Here is a 16158-nt window from a genome sequence, read left to right on the forward strand (position 1 = left end):
GGCGCCGGAGGCGGGGCGGCCGGCCGCCCGCGCCCCGCCCGCCTGGCCCCGCCTCCGCGCCGGCCCGCGGCCCGGATCAGCCGCGCAGCTCAGCGGTGCAGCACTTCACACTGCCGCCGCCCTTGAGCAGCTCGCCCAGATCGACGCCGACCGGCTCGTAACCGCGCTCGCGCAGCGGCCCGAACAGCCCCACCGCCTCCTGGGGCAGCAGCACGTGGCGCCCGTCGCTGACCGCGTTCAGGCCGAAGGCGCGGGCGTCCTCCTCCCCGGCGGTGATCGCGTCGGGGAAGAGCCGGGCCAGCACCGCCCGGCTGCCGGGCGAGAACGCCCCCGGGTAGTACATGACGGCGTCGTCGCGGGTGTCGTCCAGCACGCACAGCGCCGTGTCCAGGTGGTAGAAGCGCGGGTCCACCAGATCCAGGCCGACGACCGGGCGGCCGAAGAACTCCTGCGCCTCCGGGTGGGACAGCGGACTGCTGCGGAAGCCGCGCCCGGCCAGCAGCCAGGAGGCCGTGACGGCGAAGTCGCCCTCGCCCTCGTTGACGTGCTCCGGCTCGCGCACCTCCGTGAAGCCCCGCTCCCGGTACCAATCCCGGTGCACCGCGGCCTCCCGCGCCCGCTCCGGGTGGGCGAAGCGGGCGCCCAGCACCCGGCCGTCGACGACGAGCGCGCCGTTGGCGGCGTACACCATGTCGGGCAGCTCCGGGTCGGGCACCAGTTCCTCGACGGTGTGGCCGAGCGCGCGGTAGGTGTCGCGCAGGGACTCCCACTGGGCCACGGCCAGCGGGAGGTCCACCGGCTTGGCGGGGTCCATCCACGGGTTGATGGAGTAGGTGACCGCGAAGTACGCCGGTGGGCACATCAGATAGCGGCGGGGTGTGTACACGGAGGGCTCCTCACAGGATCGCTGTGTACCGGAGGTGTCGCGCTGTGTCAGCACATGGTCCACCCGGCCGGGCCTCCGTGTCCCGTCCTGGAGGAGGATTTCCGCTGTACGGCGCAGAACCGCCGCCCGGCGGGGCGCGCGGGCTGTGACCATCGCGACCGCCGTTCGATTACTCATCGGCGGCGCGGAAGGAGCAGGATGGAAACGGCCGCCCGGGATCCGCGGATTCCGCCCGGCCGAAGGCGCTCGGTTTCGTACCCTCGAAGCCCACGGCTCTGGTCGCGAGTGGAGCGGTACGCGACCTCCGCTCCCCTCCCGCGAGGAGGGGGTCCCCACCCCGGAGGTCGCGGTCCGGACCGCCCCGATGCCTTGCGAGACTGGCCGAAAGCACCGCAAACCAGGGAAGTGATTCCCCCACAGGCCGAGGCCGGTGGTTCCCGCACTAGGAGTCCGATGGAACGCGAAAGCAGATTCTCCCGGTGGCTGCGCCGACGCTCCCGCGGCGGTGCGCACGCGAGCGCCGTGCAGGAAGCGGCCCGCCTCCGGGAGGACCTGCTGCTGACGGCCGCCGCCGCGGGCTTCCCCCTGGCGCCCGCCGCGCACCCCGAGGGCTACGGCTGCTCCTGCGACCGGATCGGCTGCCCCACCCCCGGCCGGCACCCGGTCTCCTTCGCCTGGCAGACGCAGGCCACCACCGACCCCGAGCAGATCGCCCGCTGGGCCGCCGGCCAGCCGGCGGCCAACTTCGTCACCGCCACCGGCCGCACCCACGACGTGCTGGACGTGCCCGTGGGCGCGGGACGGGCCGCGCTGGAGCGGCTGGAGGCCGAGGGCGTCGAGGTCGGGCCGGTGGCGGTGTGCGGCACCGACCCCTGGTCGGGGCGGATGCTGTTCTTCACCGCCACCCGCGGCACCCCGGACGACGAGGACGAGTGGTGGCCGTGCGAGCTGGACTGCCATCCCGAGACCCTGGACGACCACCCGGGCCTGCGGTGGCACTGCCGCGGCAGCTATGTGCTCGTACCCCCCGCCCGGCTGCCCGGCGACGACTCCGAATCGGCGGTGGGCTGGCTGCGCGCCCCCGAGCGCCCGCTGCCCGACCCGCTGACGATGCTGGAGGCGCTGACGGACGCGTGCGCCGCGCACGCGCAGGAGGAGCCGGACCACACCGCTCCCTGGCCGGTGCGCTGAGCCGGTGCGCTGATCCGGCGCACCGAGCAGGCGCACCGAGCCGGTGCGCCGCGGCGCGCGGACCGGCGGCGCCGCGCGCCCCGGGCCGCCGCCGGGATCACTCCCCCTTGGCGCCCGTCAGACGCTGGAGGCGGTACACCAGCGTGACCCTCGGGTCCCCGGCGTCGGCGGGGGGCACCGCCGCCGCCTGGAGGCCGAGGCGGACGTACGTCACCGACTGCCGCGGCGTGCCCTCCATCAGGGCCTTGACATAGGGGTCCTTGACCTGCGGCTTGTAGCCCTGGGGCACGGTCTGCCGCATCTGGTGGTGGGTGGTGAAGAAGACCAGCGCCCCGCCGTCCTCGGTGCGCAGCCCCACCGGCGCGAACCGCGCGTCCCGGGCCGGGAGGTCGGCCCACTGGGTGCGGGCGCCCGGGCTCGCAGCCGTCTTCCTCCGCTCCTGGCGCAGGGCGCTGGTCGCCGGGCCGTCGGCGAAGGTGTCGCCGCCCTCGCGCAGATAGTCCGTGTACGCCTTGCCCAGGTCCTTCGGCGCGACGGCCAGCCGGGCCGACGCGCCCGCGGGGACGGCCCGCGCGTGGCCCTGGCCGTCCTCGGCGAACTCCGGCACGGCGGAGGCGTCCAGCACCGACAGGTAGGACGCCTTCCACTTCTCCTCGACGCCGTTCCTGGTGAAGACCAGCAGCCAGCGCTTGCCGGGGCTCTGGCTGGAGGCGGTGTCGGCGACGAAGAACTTCGGCCAGCCGGCCTGCCGCGGTATCAGGAAGCGGGCGTCGGTCAGCTCCAGCTCCCGGTGGTCCGGGCTGCCGTCGGGGTGGACGGCGCGGCGGGCCCGCAGCCCGGCCTGGTCGACGGCGCCCAGCGCACCCGTCTCGATGGTGGCGTTCAGGGAGGCGTCGTGGGTGCGGTTGGCCTCGTTGTTGGTCTCGGTGAAGTGGTCGAGGACCTTGGCGGCCTCCGCCTCGGTCACCGCCGGGACCACGGCCCTCTCACCGTGCACCGTGACACAGCCCGGCAGCACCGCCAGCCCGGCCAGCACCGCCGCCAGCGCCACCGCGCCCCTGAGCCCACGCGCCTTCGTCCGCACTCTCCTCGACCCCTCCCGGACCATCACGAGGCTTTCGGCCCGAACCCTACCGGTGCCCCGCGGGGGCCGGACGACGGGACGGGTCCGGCCCCGCCCCGCGGCGGTCCGCGGGGCGGGGCCGGAAGCCGTCACACCGGCCGCACGGCGTCGCGCGTCACGGCCGGCGTCAGGGCGCCGCGCAGGCGGCGCCGTCGAGCGTGAACGCGTCGGGGGCGGTGTTGCCGCCCCTCCAGGTGCCGGTGAAGCCGATGGTCACCGAGCCGCCCGCCGGGATGTTCGCGGTGTACGAGGCGGGCTCGACGGTGACGGACGCCCCGCTCTGCCTCGGGGTGCCGCCCCACATGTTGGTGATGGTCTGGCCGTCGGCGAACCGCCAGCCCAGCGTCCAGCCGCCGATCGCGGAGGAGCCGGTGTTGCGGACGGTCACCTCGCCCTGGAAGCCGCCCTGCCACTGGCCGACGATCCGGTAGGCGACCGAGCAGGAGCCCGGCGCGGGGTCGCCGCCGCCCTGGCCCGTGGTGACGTTCACCGCCGCCGAGCGCTCGGAGCGGTTGCCCGCCGCGTCCCGCGCGTACACGGCGAAGGTGTAGGAGGTGCCGGCCGTCAGACCGGTGATCTGCGCCGAGGTGCCCGCGACGCTCCGCACGGCCGTCTCGGAGGAGCCGTCGACGCGCACCACGTCGTAACCGGTCACCCCGGTGTCGTCGGAGGAGGCCGCCCAGGACAGGGTGACGCCGGTGGAGGTCACCCCGGAGGCCGCCGGGGCGCCCGGCCGGGTGGGGGCGGTGGTGTCGCCCGGGCCGCCGGAGCCGCCGTAGACGGTGGCCTCCTCCGCGGTCGCGGCGATGCCGTTCGCGCCGTTGAACAGGCGCTCGCCCCAGCTCGTCATGGCGTCCGGGTCGAAGCCCTCGACCATGTCCAGGTACTCCACGCCGCCGCCGTTGCCGCTCCAGGACCAGCCCAGGTAGCCCAGGCCGAGCTGCTCGGCGGTGGCCAGGATCGCGTCCTCGTCCGGGTTGCCGTCACTGTGGTCGTGACCGAACTCGCCCACCAGGATCGGCAGTCCGGCGTCGACGAAGCGGCCCAGGTAGTCGCGCACCTCGGCGGCGGTGTCGAAGACGCCGTACATGTGGATGGAGAACACGGTGTTGCGGTCGGGGTCGGCGGCGAAGACCGACTCGGCGTTGTCGCGCATGGTGAACGACCAGTCCTGGCCCCAGTTGGGGGCGTCGACCATCAGGGCGTGGTCGAACCCGGCGTCGCGCAGCTTCCGGATGGCGCCCCTGGTGTCGTCGGCCCAGCTCTGGTAGCCGCTGTTGCCGTGCGGCTCGTTGCCGATGTTGACGACGATGTAGTCCTCCTGGCCCTCCAGCGCGCTCTTGACGCCGATCCAGTAGTCCGCCGCCCGGTCCAGGGAGGCCGCGCCGCTCTGCTCGCCGTAGCCGGTGGTGTCGTGCACCTCCAGCACGCAGATCAGCCGGTTGGCCTTGCACTCGGAGACGACGTTCGCCACGTCGGAGGCGTCGTTGCGCGTCCAGCGGTCGCCGCTGCTGAGCACGACCCGCACGGTGTTGGCGCCCTTGGCCTTGATGTGGGCCAGGGAGTCGAGCTCGCCGGTGTACCAGGTGTGGGCGTGGTTGACGCCCCGCATCACGAAGTCGTTCCCGTTGGCCTCCAGCAGGCGCCCGCCGCTGACGTGGAGGCCGGTGGCGGCAGCGCTCCCGGTGGCCCCGGACGCGGCCTGCGCGGCCTGGCCCAGGCCGGTCAGCGGCAGCAGTAAGCCGAGGAGGGCGCCCGAGGCGGCGGCCCTGCGGGTGGTGCGTGGTCTCATCTCTCACTCCAGTGAGCCGTGTGGCTGACAACGATGTCAGACCGGCGAGGGGCGAGCACCTCGCGGTCTGGTGTGGAAGCGCTCCCAACCAACCGCCGACGCCGATGCCGCGTCAAGGGGTGTGACACGGATCGGTTCCGGATCCGTCAGGCGCTGAGCGGGAACTCCTCGCCCAGCTCGCGGAAGACGGCGGTGTTCAGCGCGAAGGCCCGCCGGCACTCCTCGGCGATCCGCTGCTTCTCCAGATCGTCCACCGGCACCGCGTCCAGCGCCGCCCGGTACTCGCGCTTGAACGCGGCCGGGTTGTCGATCCCCTCGAAGACGTAGAAGCGCACGCCGTCGCCCTTGCGCGCGAAGCCCCAGGCCTTCTCGGCCTTCCCCCGGATGATCTGGCCGCCGGACAGATCGCCCAGGTAGCGGGTGTAGTGGTGCGCGACGTAGCCGCCCGGCCACTCGCGGACCAGGCGGGCGATCCGCCCGGCGTACGCGGCCGTAGCGGGCAGCGGGACCAGCGATCCGCGCCAGCCCTCCCCGCCGTGCAGATGGGTCAGGTCGCGCTCCAGGGGGGCGGTGCGGGCCAGCTCGGGCCGCAGGAACGGTCCTGCCACCGGATCACCGGCCAGTCCCTCGGCCCCGTCCTCCAGCGCGCGGTAGACGAACCACAGCTGCTCGGTGTAGCGCCGGTAGGCCTCCACCCCCAGCCTGCCGCCCAGCAGGGCGCCCATGAACGCGGACCCCTCCGCCTCCGTGTGCTGCTGCCGGGAGGCCTCGCGGATGAGGACGGAGAACGGAGTCGTGGCGGACGCGACCAAGGCGGGCCTCCGGGGACCAGACGGCGTGAGAGGACGGCACCACCGGGATGCCGCCGGACCCGACCGATTCTCGCCGACCGGGCCCGCAGGTCAACGTCTTGCCGACAGTTTGTCGGAAAACCGTCAGGGGAGCGTCAGGATCTCGGCCCCCGAGTCGGTGACCACGAGCGTGTGCTCGAACTGAGCCGTCCGCTTCCGGTCCTTGGTCACCACCGTCCAGCCGTCCTGCCACATCTCCCACTCGTGCGTGCCCAGCGTCAGCATCGGCTCGATGGTGAACGTCATGCCGGGCTTCATCACCGTCGTCGCCCGGGGGTCGTCGTAGTGGGGGATGATCAGGCCGGAGTGGAACGAGCTGTTGATGCCGTGCCCGGTGAAGTCGCGCACCACCCCGTACCCGAAGCGCTTGGCGTACGACTCGATGACCCGCCCGATGACGTTGATCTGCCGGCCCGGCCGCACCGCCTTGATCGCGCGGTTCAGCGACTCGCGCGTCCGCTCCACCAGCAGCCGCGACTCCTCGTCCACGTCCCCGCACAGGTAGGTGGCGTTGTTGTCGCCGTGCACACCGTGGACGTACGCGGTCACGTCCAGGTTCACGATGTCGCCGTCGCGCAGGACGGTGGAGTCCGGGATGCCGTGGCAGATGACCTCGTTGACCGAGGTGCACAGCGACTTGGGGAACTTCCGGTACCCCAGCGTCGAGGGGTAGGCGCCGTGGTCGCACAGGTACTCGTGCGCGACCTCGTCGAGCTTGTCGGTGGTCACGCCGGGGGCGATGTGCCGCGCGGCCTCCGCCATGGCGCGGGCGGCGATCCGCCCCGCGATCCGCATCTTCTCGACCGTTTCGGAGTCCTGCACCTCGGGGCCGGTGTACGGCGTGGGGGCGTCCTTGCCCACGTACTCCGGGCGGGGGATCGAGGCGGGCACGTTGCGGTGCGGGGAGAGGGTGCCGGGAACGAGGAGCGACTGGCCAGACATGTGCGCGAGTCTAACCGCGGTAGGCGGCGCCCAGGCGGGGCAGCATGGATCACATGGCACTCTTCAAGCGCAAGGCGACCGGCAAGCCCGGCGAGTGGTTCTACTGCCTGGAGCACCGCAAGGTGGAGGAGGGGCCCGAGTGCCCGGCCAAGGACCGCATGGGCCCGTACACCTCCCGCACCGAGGCCGAGCACGCGATGGAGACCGCCCGCGAACGCAACGTCCAGTGGGAGAACGACCCCCGCTGGAGCGATCCCGCCGCGCGGGGCGACGCGGACTGACGGGGCGCGCCGTCCCGGCGCCCGCGCCGGGTCGCCGTCCGCCCGCGCCGGGGCGACGGTCCGCGCCGCCCCGGGCTCGCGCCGGGCCGCCGTCGGGACCCGGCCCACGCTCAGATGTCGGTGAGCCGCACCCCCGCGTGCGCCTTGTAACGCCGGTTGACCGAGATCAGGTTGGCGACCAGCGACTCCACCTGGTGCGCGTTGCGCAGCCGGCCGGCGAACACGCCGCGCATCCCCGGGATGCGCCCCGCCAGCGCCTGGACGATCTCGCAGTCGGCCCGTACCTCCCCCAGCACCATCACGTCGGTCTCGATCTCCTCGATCTGCGGATCCCGCAGCAGGACGGCCGACAGGTGGTGGAAGGCCGCGGTCACCCGCGAGTCCGGCAGCAGGGCGGCCGCCTGCTCCGCGGCGCTGCCCTCCTCCGGCTTCAGGGCGTAGGCGCCCTTCTTGTCGAAGCCGAGCGGGTTGACGCAGTCCACGACGAGCTTGCCCGCCAGTTCCCCGCGCAGGCTCTCCAGCGTCGCGGCATGCCCTTCCCACGGCACCGCGACGATCACCACGTCGCTGCGGCGTGCGCACTCGGCGTTGTCCGCGCCCTCCACGCCCAGGCCCAGTTCCTCGGCGGCGGCCCGCGCCCGCTCGGCGGTCCGTGAGCCGAGGATCACCTTCTGGCCGGCCCGGGCCAGCCGGTACGCCAGGCCGCGGCCCTGGTCACCGGTGCCGCCCAGCACGCCGACCACCAGGCCTGAGACGTCCGGCAGTTCCCAGGGGTCCTTGGCGGGGGCCTTCTTCGGGGCGTCCGCGGAAGCATCGTTCGAGGTCATGCCTCCGATCCTGCCAGGGGCCCGGTGGACGGGCACCACCAGGGTTTACGGGGCCGGGGTGCGGTGGTGGCCCGGCGCGGGCACCGGGACGGCGCGCCCCCGGCGCGGGGGCGGTGTGGGCGGATGGGGGACAATGGGAGCGTCGTAACGCCGCAACCTCTGGAGCCCGACCCCATGGCCCCCTCGTCCCCGACCCGACGACTCCCCCTGTTCGCCCTGGTCGTCTGCGGCCTCGCCGTCGTGGCGGCGGTGGTGTCCTTCGCGAAGGGGGCCTGGCCGGTGGGGATCGTCTGGGTCCTGCTGGCCGGGCTGTCGTCCAACATGGCCTGGTACTACGTGCGCCGCGCCAGGCTGGAGCGGGCCGCGGCCGAGGCGAACGGCGTCAACGGGGGATGAGGACGTTCTGGGGCTCGCCCTCCCAGAAGCGGAAGTACTCCAGCCCGTAGGCGACCTCCTGCCAGGAGACGCCCAGGGCCTCCATCACGGTGTCGATGCCGTTCCAGAAGACGGCGTTGACCTCCGGGATCCACAGGCAGGCGAAGACCGCGAGGAGACCGAAGGGCGCGAAGGGCTCCATCTGGCGGCGGGCCTTGGGCGAGAGCCACGGTTCGAGGACGCCGTAGCCGTCCAGGCCGGGCACGGGCAGGAAGTTGAGGATCGCGGCCGTGACCTGGAGCATCGCCAGGAAGGCCAGCGCGCAGCGGAACGCGATCGGCGCGCCGTCCAGCATGCCCAGGAGGAAGGGCGCGGCCAGGGCGAGGGCGAGGGCGGCGTTGACCAGCGGTCCGGCCGCCGAGATCAGGCTGTGCTTGAGCCGGCCGCGGACGCGGTCGCGCTCGATGAAGACCGCGCCGCCGGGGAGGCCGATGCCGCCCATGATCACGAAGGCCACGGGCAGGACGATGCTCAGCAGGGCGTGGGTGTACTTCAGGGGGTTCAGGGTGAGGTAGCCCTTGGCCCCGACGGATATGTCGCCGCCGTGCAGGGCGGTGCGCGCGTGCGCGTACTCGTGCAGGCACAGGGAGACGATCCAGGCCGAGACGACGAAGAGGAACACCGCGAGGCCGGTGTTCGCCGCGTAGTCCGCCCACACGCCCCAGGCCGACACCCCCATGACGGTGACGAGCCCCAGGAACACGGGGCTGACCTGTCTGTTCATGGGGCCCGACCGTACCCGGCGCGATCGCCGGGGCGCGAGCCAGGGGCCCGCGCCCCGGTCGGCCTACTGCGCGCTGATGTCGATCGTGCGCCGCTTGCCCTGGGGCGACTTCGGGATGCGCACCGTGAGCACCCCGTCGGCCAGGTCGGCCGAGACCGCCTCGTCGTCGATGTCGTGCGGGACCATGGTGCGGTAGGAGAACCGGCCGGTGCGGCGGCTGAGCACCTTCCCGTGGTGCTCCTCCTCGAGTTCGCCGGTGATGTGCAGCTCGTTGGCGTCCAGTTCCACCGAGACGCTCTCGCGCGGGATGCCGGGCAGCTCGGCCCGCACCAGGTAGGCGTCCTCGCTCTCCTCCTCCTCGACCAGGGGCGCCCAGGGCCGCTCGCCGGTGGGCGTGGTGCCCTGCTGGAAGAACCGGCCCACCTCGGACCACAGGTTCTCGAACTCGCTGCGCGGGTCGCGCCAGCCCCAGCCCGGCTGCTGCCGTGCCGGACGGTGGGCGCCCTCTCCGCGCCGTACTGGCATCTTCACGGGAGTCTCTCCCTCCTCGTCGCCTGTTCGTGCGCCGGGGCGGGTATCCGGGCAGGGGCGAACATAACGGGCGGCCCGCCGACAGGGCCGGAAGGCCGTCGGCGGGCCGCCGCGGGAGGACCGGGGGCGGCCGGTGGGGGAGGGCCGGCCGCGCCGCCGGTCAGTGGAAGGTGTGCTCCTCGGCGGGGAAGGCGGAGCCGACCACGTCCTGGGCGAACCCGCGCGCCGCGTCGCCGAGCGTCTCGCGCAGCCGCGCGTACTGCTTGACGAAGCGCGGCATCCGGCCGGACGTCATGCCGGCCATGTCCGTCCAGACCAGCACCTGGGCGTCGCAGTCCGGGCCGGCGCCGATGCCGATGGTCGGGATGCTCAGGGAGCGGGTCACCTCGGCGGCCAGCTCGGCCGGGACCATCTCCATGACGAGGGCGAAGGCGCCGGCGTCCTGGGCGGCCTTGGCGTCGCGCAGGAGCTGGTGGGCGGCCTCCTCGCCGCGGCCCTGGACGTAGTACCCGCCCAGCGCGTTGACCGACTGCGGGGTCAGGCCCAGGTGGGACATCACGGGGATGCCGGACCGCACGAGCAGCTCGGTCTGGGCCAGCGAGCGCTCGCCGCCCTCCAGCTTCACCGCGCCGGCGCCGGCCTCCTTCACCAGCCGGGTGGCGTTGCGCAGGGCCTGGACGGGGCCCTCCTGGTACGAGCCGAAGGGAAGGTCGGCCACGACCATGGCCCGCCGGGTGCCGCGTACGACGGCGGCGGACATCATGGCCATCTGCTCCATGGTGACGGGCACCGTGCTGTCGTAGCCGAGGTGGCAGTTGCCCGCCGAGTCCCCGACGAGCAGGACGGGGATGCCCGCCTCGTCGAAGACGGACGCGGTCATGGCGTCGTACGCGGTGAGCATGGGCCACTTCTCGCCGCGCTCCTTGGCGGCGGCCAGGTCCCTCACGGTGATGCGTCGCTGCTGCGTTCCGCCGTACAGCGCCTTGCTGCTGTCGGCTGCCTGCTGCTGGGCATGCGTCATTGCGCCGGCTCCTGTGTTCGTCGTCTCGAGGCGCCCTCACGGCGTCCCCGGATCCGCGTCCATGGTGGCACTCCCGCCGGGCGGGAGGGAAGGGGGGCCGCGGCGGTGCGACACGGGAGACCGCATAACGATACGAGACGGATCCGTATCGTAAACGCCCTATGCTGGGCCTCATGAGCGCAGCGAGCCCCGCAGCACCACCGCAACCGACGGTCCCGGAGGCCGTGCACCGCAGGCGCTGGGCGATCCTGGCCGCCCTGATGTTCAGCCTGCTGATCGTCGTGCTGGACAACTCGATCCTCAACGTCGCGATGAAGACCATCGCGACCCCGCCCCCCACCGGCCTCGGCGCCACCCAGGGCCAGCTCGAATGGGCGGTCAACTCCTACACCCTCGTCTTCGCGGGACTGCTGTTCACCTCGGGCCTGCTCGGGGACCGCTACGGGCGCAAGCGGATGCTGCTGGCGGGCCTGGCGCTGTTCGGCGTCGGCTCGGTGCTGGCCGGGCTCTCCGACTCGCCCGGCGAGCTGATCGCCTTCCGGGCGCTGATGGGCTTCGGCGGCGCCTTCGTGATGCCCTCCACGCTCGCCATCCTGATGAACGTCTTCGAACGCGACGAGCAGCCCAGGGCCATAGGGATCTGGGCCGGGGGCGTCGGCCTGGCCATCGCGATAGGGCCCATCACCGGCGGCGTGCTGCTGGAGCACTTCTGGTGGGGCTCGGTGTTCATGGTCAACGTGCCCATCGTGATCGCCGCGCTGATCGCGATGGCCGTGCTGGTGCCCGAGTCCAGGGACCCCGCGCCCGGCCGCCCCGACCCCCTGGGCGTACTGCTGTCGGTCGTCGGCCTGGTGCTGCTGGTCTACGGCATCATCAAGGGCGGCCAGCTCGCCGACTTCACCGACCCCGAGGTGCTGCTCACCGCGGGCGGCGGCATCGCCGTCCTGGCCGGCTTCGTCCTCCACGAGAAGCGCAGCGACCATCCGGCCCTGGACGTCGGCTACTTCCGCGACCCGGCCTTCTCGGCCGCCGTCACCGCCGTGGCGCTGGTCTTCTTCGCGCTGATGGGCGTGACCTTCTTCATGGTCTTCTACACCCAGAGCGTGCGCGGCTACACCCCGCTCCAGACCGGTCTGCTGCTGCTCCCGCTGGCCGTCGCGCAACTGGTCTTCGCCCCCCGGGCCCGGCTGGCCGTGGAGCGCTTCGGCGCCCGCGCCACCTGCACGGGCGGCATGCTGGTGATCGCCGCGACCATGGCGTCGTTCCTGCTGCTGGACACCGACACCCCGATCTGGATCCTGGAGGTCCTCTTCTTCCTCCAGGGCGCCGGGATGGCGCACATCATGCCGCCCGTCACCGTCACGGTCATGCAGTCGCTGCCGCGCCGGAAGGCGGGCTCAGGCTCGGCGGTCAACAACGTCTTCCGGCAGGTGGGCGGGGCGCTGGGCGTCGCGGTGCTGGGCTCGCTGCTCTCGGCGGCCTACCGGGGCCGGATCGACGGCGAACTGGCCGGGGTGCCGGGCCTGTCCGAGGGTGCCCGGCACACGGCGGGGGAGTCCATCGAGGCCACCCGGGCGCTGGCGGAGCGGATGGGCCCGGCGGGCCGGGCGCTGGCCGAGCGGGCCGACGAGGCGTTCGTCCAGGCCATGCACATCACGGTCGTGGCCTCCGCCGCCGTCGCCCTGGCCGGTGCGGTCGTCGTCGCGCTCTTCATGCCGGGCAGGCGCGGTGAGCCGGGCGGCGCGGACGGGGCGCGGGGGCCGGAGGAGGACGAGCGGGGCGGGAAGGACGAGGGGGAGGTGCGGAAAGAGGCCGAAGGTGCGAGTGTGCCCGGGGCGGGGCGCGAGCGGGACGCCCCGGAGGCCGAGGCGGAGGTGGAGCGGTGACGGAGGAGGGGACCGCGGTGGTGCGCGCCGTGCGCGGCAGGCCGCGCAGCGCGGCCGCCGACCGGGCGATCATCGGGGCGGTCCTGCGGCTGCTGGAGCGCGGGATCGGCGTCGGCGCGCTGTCCATGGAGGGGATCGCCCGCGAGGCGGGCGTGGGCAAGGCGACCGTCTACCGCCGCTGGCCCGGCAAGGACGCGCTGCTGCTGGACGTCATGCGGGCCCTGGACGAGCCCCCGCCCGAGGTGCGCGGCCGGTCCGTGCGGGAGGACCTGGTGGAGATCCTGGAGGGGCTGCGGCGCAAGGGCCTGGCCAAGCGGGACTCGGCGCTGCTGCGCACCATGATGAGCCACTTCCACAGCCATCCGAGGCTGTGGCAGGAGTACCACGACACCGTGATCCGCGCCCGCCGGGAGACGCTGCACGCGGTGCTGAGACGCGGCGTGGCCGAGGGCGAGATCCGCTCGGACCTGGACGTCGAGCTGCTGGGGGAGCTGTTCGTCGGGCCGATGCTGTCGCGGGCGCTGCTGCACGAGTGGCGGGAACTGCCCGAGGAACTGTCCGAGCAGATCGTGGACGGGGTGCTGGACGGCGCCCGGCCGCGCGGCTGAGCGGGCCGGTCCCCCGCTTCCCGCTTCCCGTCCCCCGCTTCCCGCTTCCCGTCCCCCTGTGGTGCGGCGCCGGTGCCGGGGGTGCCCCCGTGGCCGTGCGCGCGTGCGTGCGCGCGTGCGGGTCCGCGCGCCGTGCCGGAATGTGCGTGTTTCGTTACAGTGGCGGGTGCTGCCGGAAGGTCAGGAACCCGCCGCAGGACCGCGTTCGTCCTGGCAGACGTACAGGCGTACGGGCCGCCCGGTGCGGCCGGCGCGCCCAGCAAGCAAGACCGGCCGCCACCCGGGACGCCGGACCGGGGCGGCGGCCTCGCGACGACGGCAAGTGAGGACGGCGGATGGCACGGGCGTACATGACCGAGGCGGAGTCGGAGACGGCGCGGGGCGAGGTGGACGGGCGCCCCGGTCCCGCCCCCTCCTCCGCCGTCCGGTTCCGGCGCGTGATCGCCCGGCTGGGCGGCGAGGGCCGGTGGCGCCGCGGCCTGCTGCTCGCGCTGTTCTCCGTGCTGGTGGCGCTGCTGATGGCGCTGCACTCCAGGGTGCCCAACCGGGTCGGCAACCTGGGCAGCCTGCTGGAGACCTTCCTGCCGTGGGCCGGCCTGGCGATCCCCCTGCTGCTCCTGGGCGCGCTGCTGCGCCGCTCGGCCACCGCGCTGGTGGCGCTGCTGCTGCCCGCGGTGGTCTGGGTCGACATGTTCGGTGGCCTGGTCACGGACAAGCGCGGCACCGGCGGGGACCTGACGGTGGTCACCCACAACGTCAACGCCGACAACCCCGACCCGGCCGGTACCGCGCGGCAGCTGGCGCGCAGCGGCGCCGAGGTGCTGGCCCTCCAGGAGCTGCCGGGCCGGTCGGTGGCGGAGTACGAGAAGGCACTGGCGGACGCCTACCCCCACCACACGGTGCAGGGCACCGTCGGGCTGTGGAGCAAGTACCCGATCGACGACGCCGGGCCGGTGGACATCGGGATCGGCTGGACGCGGGCGATGCGCGCCACCGTCGCCACGCCGAGGGGGGACGTCGCCGTGTACGGCGCGCACCTGCCGTCGGTGCGGGTGAAGTTCGAGGCGGGGTTCACCGCCCGCCAGCGCGATGTCGCCTCCGACCTGCTGGGTGAGGCCATCGTGGCCGAGCCCGTCGAGCGGGTGGTGCTGCTCGGCGATCTCAACGGGACGATGAACGACCGGGCGCTGGCGTCCGTCACCTCCCAGATGCGCTCCACGCAGGGCGCGGCGGGCGACGGGTTCGGGTTCAGCTGGCCCGCGTCGTTCCCGATGGCCCGGATCGACCAGATCATGGTGAAGGGGGTCGAGCCGGTGTCGTCGTGGACGCTGCCGCCGACCGCCAGCGATCATCTGCCGCTGGCGGCGTCGGTGCGCTGGTAGGGCTGCGGGCCAGGGCGGGGCGGGATTCCGGTTCAGGTTCCGGTTCCGGGTTCGGCCGCGGCGGGTCCGTGGGCTGTGGAAGGCGGCCCGCCCCGGGTGGGGCGGGCCGCCCGCTGCTTGTAGCACGGCTGTCACCTATTTGTTTTGCGCCGGAACAAAAAGGCTGCGAGACTTGGCCGCGTCCGGAGCACACCGACTCCGTTTCTCCGTCCTGCTGCGCATCCACCCCTCGCGTCGAAAGGCTCTCCCATGCCCCTGGCCCTGCTCGCCCTCGCGGTCGCGGCCTTCGGGATCGGCACCACGGAGTTCGTGATGATGGGTCTGCTGCCCAACGTCGCGGACGACCTGGGCGTCTCCGTGCCCACCGCCGGCCATCTCGTCTCCGCCTACGCCATCGGCGTCGTCATCGGCGCCCCGCTCCTGGCCGCGGTCGGGGTCCGCGTTCCGCGCAGGCGGATGCTGATCGCGCTGATGGGGCTGTTCACCATCGGCAACCTCGCCTCCGCCCTCGCTCCCGGATACGGCACGCTGCTGGCCGGGCGGGTGCTGGCCGGACTGCCGCACGGCGCGTTCTTCGGGGTCGGCGCGGTCGTCGCCGCCCGCCTGGTGCGGGAGGGCCGGCAGGCGCGGGCCGTGGCCACGATGTTCCTGGGGCTGACCGTGGCCAACATCGTCGGCGTGCCCGGCGGTACGGCGCTGGGGCAGCAACTGGGGTGGCGCGCGACCTTCCTGGTCGTCACCGTGATCGGGCTGGTCGCCATGGGGGCGCTGGCGGCGCTGGTGCCGCATCTGCCGCTGGAACGGCGAGGCGGCGTTGCGGGGGGCGCCGGTGGCGGTGCCGGTGGCGCGCTCCGCGAGCTGCGCCGCGAGGTCCGGACGCTGGGGGACCGGCAGGTGCTGCTCGGGCTGCTGACGGCCGTCTTCGGGTTCGCGGGAGTCTTCGCCCTCTACAGCTACCTGGCCTCGATGGTCACCGAGGTCACGGGGATGGCCGAGTCGTCGGTCACGGTCGTGCTGGCACTCTTCGGCGTGGGCATGACGCTGGGGGCACTGGCCGCGGGACCGCTGACCGACCGTGCGCTGCGGCCCACGCTGTACGGGGCGCTGGGCGCGCTGGCGCTGGTGCTGGTGGCCTTCCGGTTCACCGTCCACGTGCCGTGGGCGGCGATGGCGACCGTGGTGGTGATCGGTGCCGTGGGGTTCATGACCACCACGCCGCTGCAGATGCTCGTGATGGAGAAGGCGCGCCACGCGCCGACGCTCGCCGCGGCCTCCAACCACTCCGCGTTCAACCTGGCGAACGCGGGCGGCGCGTGGGCCGGCGGCACGGCCATCGCGGCGGGCTGGGGATGGACGTCCCCGGCGCTGGTGGGCGCCGCCCTGGCGGTGGCGGGCCTGGTGATCGCCGTGCTGGCGGGAGCGCTGGACCGGGGGGCGCCGTCCGGGAGGCGGTCGTCCCAGCGGCGGTCGCGGGTGGTGGCCCGCGGGGCCGGTGCGCACCCAGGCGGTCTGGAGGCGGGCGGTGAGGGCGGCGAGCGAGATGGTCAGGGGGACCAGGCGGGAGCCGGTGGCGCCCGCGCCCCAGCGGCGGGCGGCGGCCGAGGCGGCGGCGACGACCTCCGGGTGCCGGGCCAGGCCCAGGTAGTCGTTGCCCGCGAGGTCGAGCAGGGGGGAGTCG

At 73.7% G+C, this 16158-nt stretch carries 16 protein-coding genes; 7 read left to right on the plus strand and 9 right to left on the minus strand.

The window, feature by feature from the left end:
• Positions 1-76: 76 nt before the first annotated feature.
• A complete protein-coding gene (ddaH, locus tag ACLIYP_RS24300; RefSeq protein WP_412715257.1) occupies positions 77-862 on the minus strand; it encodes a dimethylargininase in 786 nt (261 codons plus the stop codon).
• Positions 863-1339: 477 nt separating this feature from the next.
• Here ddaH and ACLIYP_RS24305 point away from each other — a divergent pair, with 477 nt between their 5' ends.
• Entirely contained in the window at positions 1340-2077 is a 738-nt protein-coding gene (locus tag ACLIYP_RS24305; protein WP_412715245.1) for a bifunctional DNA primase/polymerase, read from the plus strand.
• Between the two features lie 97 nt (positions 2078-2174).
• On the opposite strand, the gene ACLIYP_RS24310 is transcribed toward ACLIYP_RS24305, so the two are convergent.
• From ACLIYP_RS24310 to map, 4 genes are all read right to left on the minus strand, one after another.
• On the minus strand, positions 2175-3161 hold the full coding sequence (locus ACLIYP_RS24310; RefSeq protein WP_412715246.1) for a hypothetical protein: 987 nt from the start codon (positions 3159-3161) through the stop codon (positions 2175-2177).
• Between the two features lie 166 nt (positions 3162-3327).
• Positions 3328-4992, minus strand: coding sequence for a cellulase family glycosylhydrolase (locus ACLIYP_RS24315; protein WP_412715247.1), 1665 nt, complete (start codon positions 4990-4992; stop codon positions 3328-3330).
• A 146-nt stretch (positions 4993-5138) separates the two neighbouring features.
• Positions 5139-5804, minus strand: coding sequence for a biliverdin-producing heme oxygenase (locus tag ACLIYP_RS24320; protein WP_412715248.1), 666 nt, complete (start codon positions 5802-5804; stop codon positions 5139-5141).
• 123 nt (positions 5805-5927) lie between these two features.
• Complete coding sequence (gene map, locus ACLIYP_RS24325; RefSeq protein ID WP_410538794.1) at positions 5928-6785, minus strand: type I methionyl aminopeptidase; 858 nt, start codon at positions 6783-6785, stop codon at positions 5928-5930.
• Positions 6786-6838: 53 nt separating this feature from the next.
• Between map and ACLIYP_RS24330 the strand changes: the two genes are divergently transcribed.
• On the plus strand, positions 6839-7066 hold the full coding sequence (locus ACLIYP_RS24330; protein ID WP_412715249.1) for a hypothetical protein: 228 nt from the start codon (positions 6839-6841) through the stop codon (positions 7064-7066).
• A gap of 110 nt (positions 7067-7176) precedes the next feature.
• Here the strand turns inward: ACLIYP_RS24330 and npdG are convergent, their stop codons facing one another.
• Positions 7177-7893, minus strand: a complete 717-nt coding sequence (npdG, locus tag ACLIYP_RS24335) for an NADPH-dependent F420 reductase (protein WP_412715250.1) — start codon at positions 7891-7893, stop codon at positions 7177-7179.
• A 174-nt stretch (positions 7894-8067) separates the two neighbouring features.
• Between npdG and ACLIYP_RS24340 the strand changes: the two genes are divergently transcribed.
• Positions 8068-8289, plus strand: a complete 222-nt coding sequence (locus ACLIYP_RS24340) for a hypothetical protein (RefSeq protein WP_093654948.1) — start codon at positions 8068-8070, stop codon at positions 8287-8289.
• Here ACLIYP_RS24340 and ACLIYP_RS24345 read toward each other — a convergent pair.
• The 3 genes from ACLIYP_RS24345 to panB form a co-directional block, all read right to left on the minus strand.
• The gene (locus ACLIYP_RS24345; protein WP_412715251.1) at positions 8276-9052 is read right to left on the minus strand and encodes a site-2 protease family protein; all 777 of its coding nucleotides are present in this window, start codon (positions 9050-9052) and stop codon (positions 8276-8278) included. The genes ACLIYP_RS24340 and ACLIYP_RS24345 overlap by 14 nt on opposite strands.
• Positions 9053-9115: 63 nt before the next feature.
• Positions 9116-9577: an Hsp20/alpha crystallin family protein gene (locus ACLIYP_RS24350; protein WP_412715258.1), complete on the minus strand. Its 462-nt coding sequence runs from the start codon at positions 9575-9577 to the stop codon at positions 9116-9118.
• A gap of 166 nt (positions 9578-9743) precedes the next feature.
• Positions 9744-10604, minus strand: coding sequence for a 3-methyl-2-oxobutanoate hydroxymethyltransferase (gene panB / locus ACLIYP_RS24355; RefSeq protein WP_412715252.1), 861 nt, complete (start codon positions 10602-10604; stop codon positions 9744-9746).
• 173 nt (positions 10605-10777) lie between these two features.
• Between panB and ACLIYP_RS24360 the strand changes: the two genes are divergently transcribed.
• The 4 genes from ACLIYP_RS24360 to ACLIYP_RS24375 form a co-directional block, all read left to right on the plus strand.
• Complete coding sequence (locus ACLIYP_RS24360) at positions 10778-12490, plus strand: MFS transporter (RefSeq protein ID WP_412715253.1); 1713 nt, start codon at positions 10778-10780, stop codon at positions 12488-12490.
• Entirely contained in the window at positions 12487-13098 is a 612-nt protein-coding gene (locus tag ACLIYP_RS24365) for a TetR/AcrR family transcriptional regulator (protein WP_412715254.1), read from the plus strand. Before ACLIYP_RS24360 ends, ACLIYP_RS24365 begins: the two co-directional genes overlap by 4 nt.
• 335 nt (positions 13099-13433) lie before the next feature.
• Positions 13434-14480 (plus strand): endonuclease/exonuclease/phosphatase family protein, encoded by a 1047-nt coding sequence (locus ACLIYP_RS24370; protein ID WP_412715255.1) that lies wholly within the window; start codon positions 13434-13436, stop codon positions 14478-14480.
• A gap of 249 nt (positions 14481-14729) precedes the next feature.
• A partial coding sequence (locus tag ACLIYP_RS24375) for an MFS transporter (protein ID WP_412715256.1) occupies positions 14730-16158 on the plus strand: 1429 nt, incomplete at its 3' end.

The sequence above is a fragment of the Streptomyces nanhaiensis genome (assembly GCF_046614825.1).
In the GTDB taxonomy this organism is placed as follows: domain Bacteria; phylum Actinomycetota; class Actinomycetes; order Streptomycetales; family Streptomycetaceae; genus Streptomyces; species Streptomyces radiopugnans.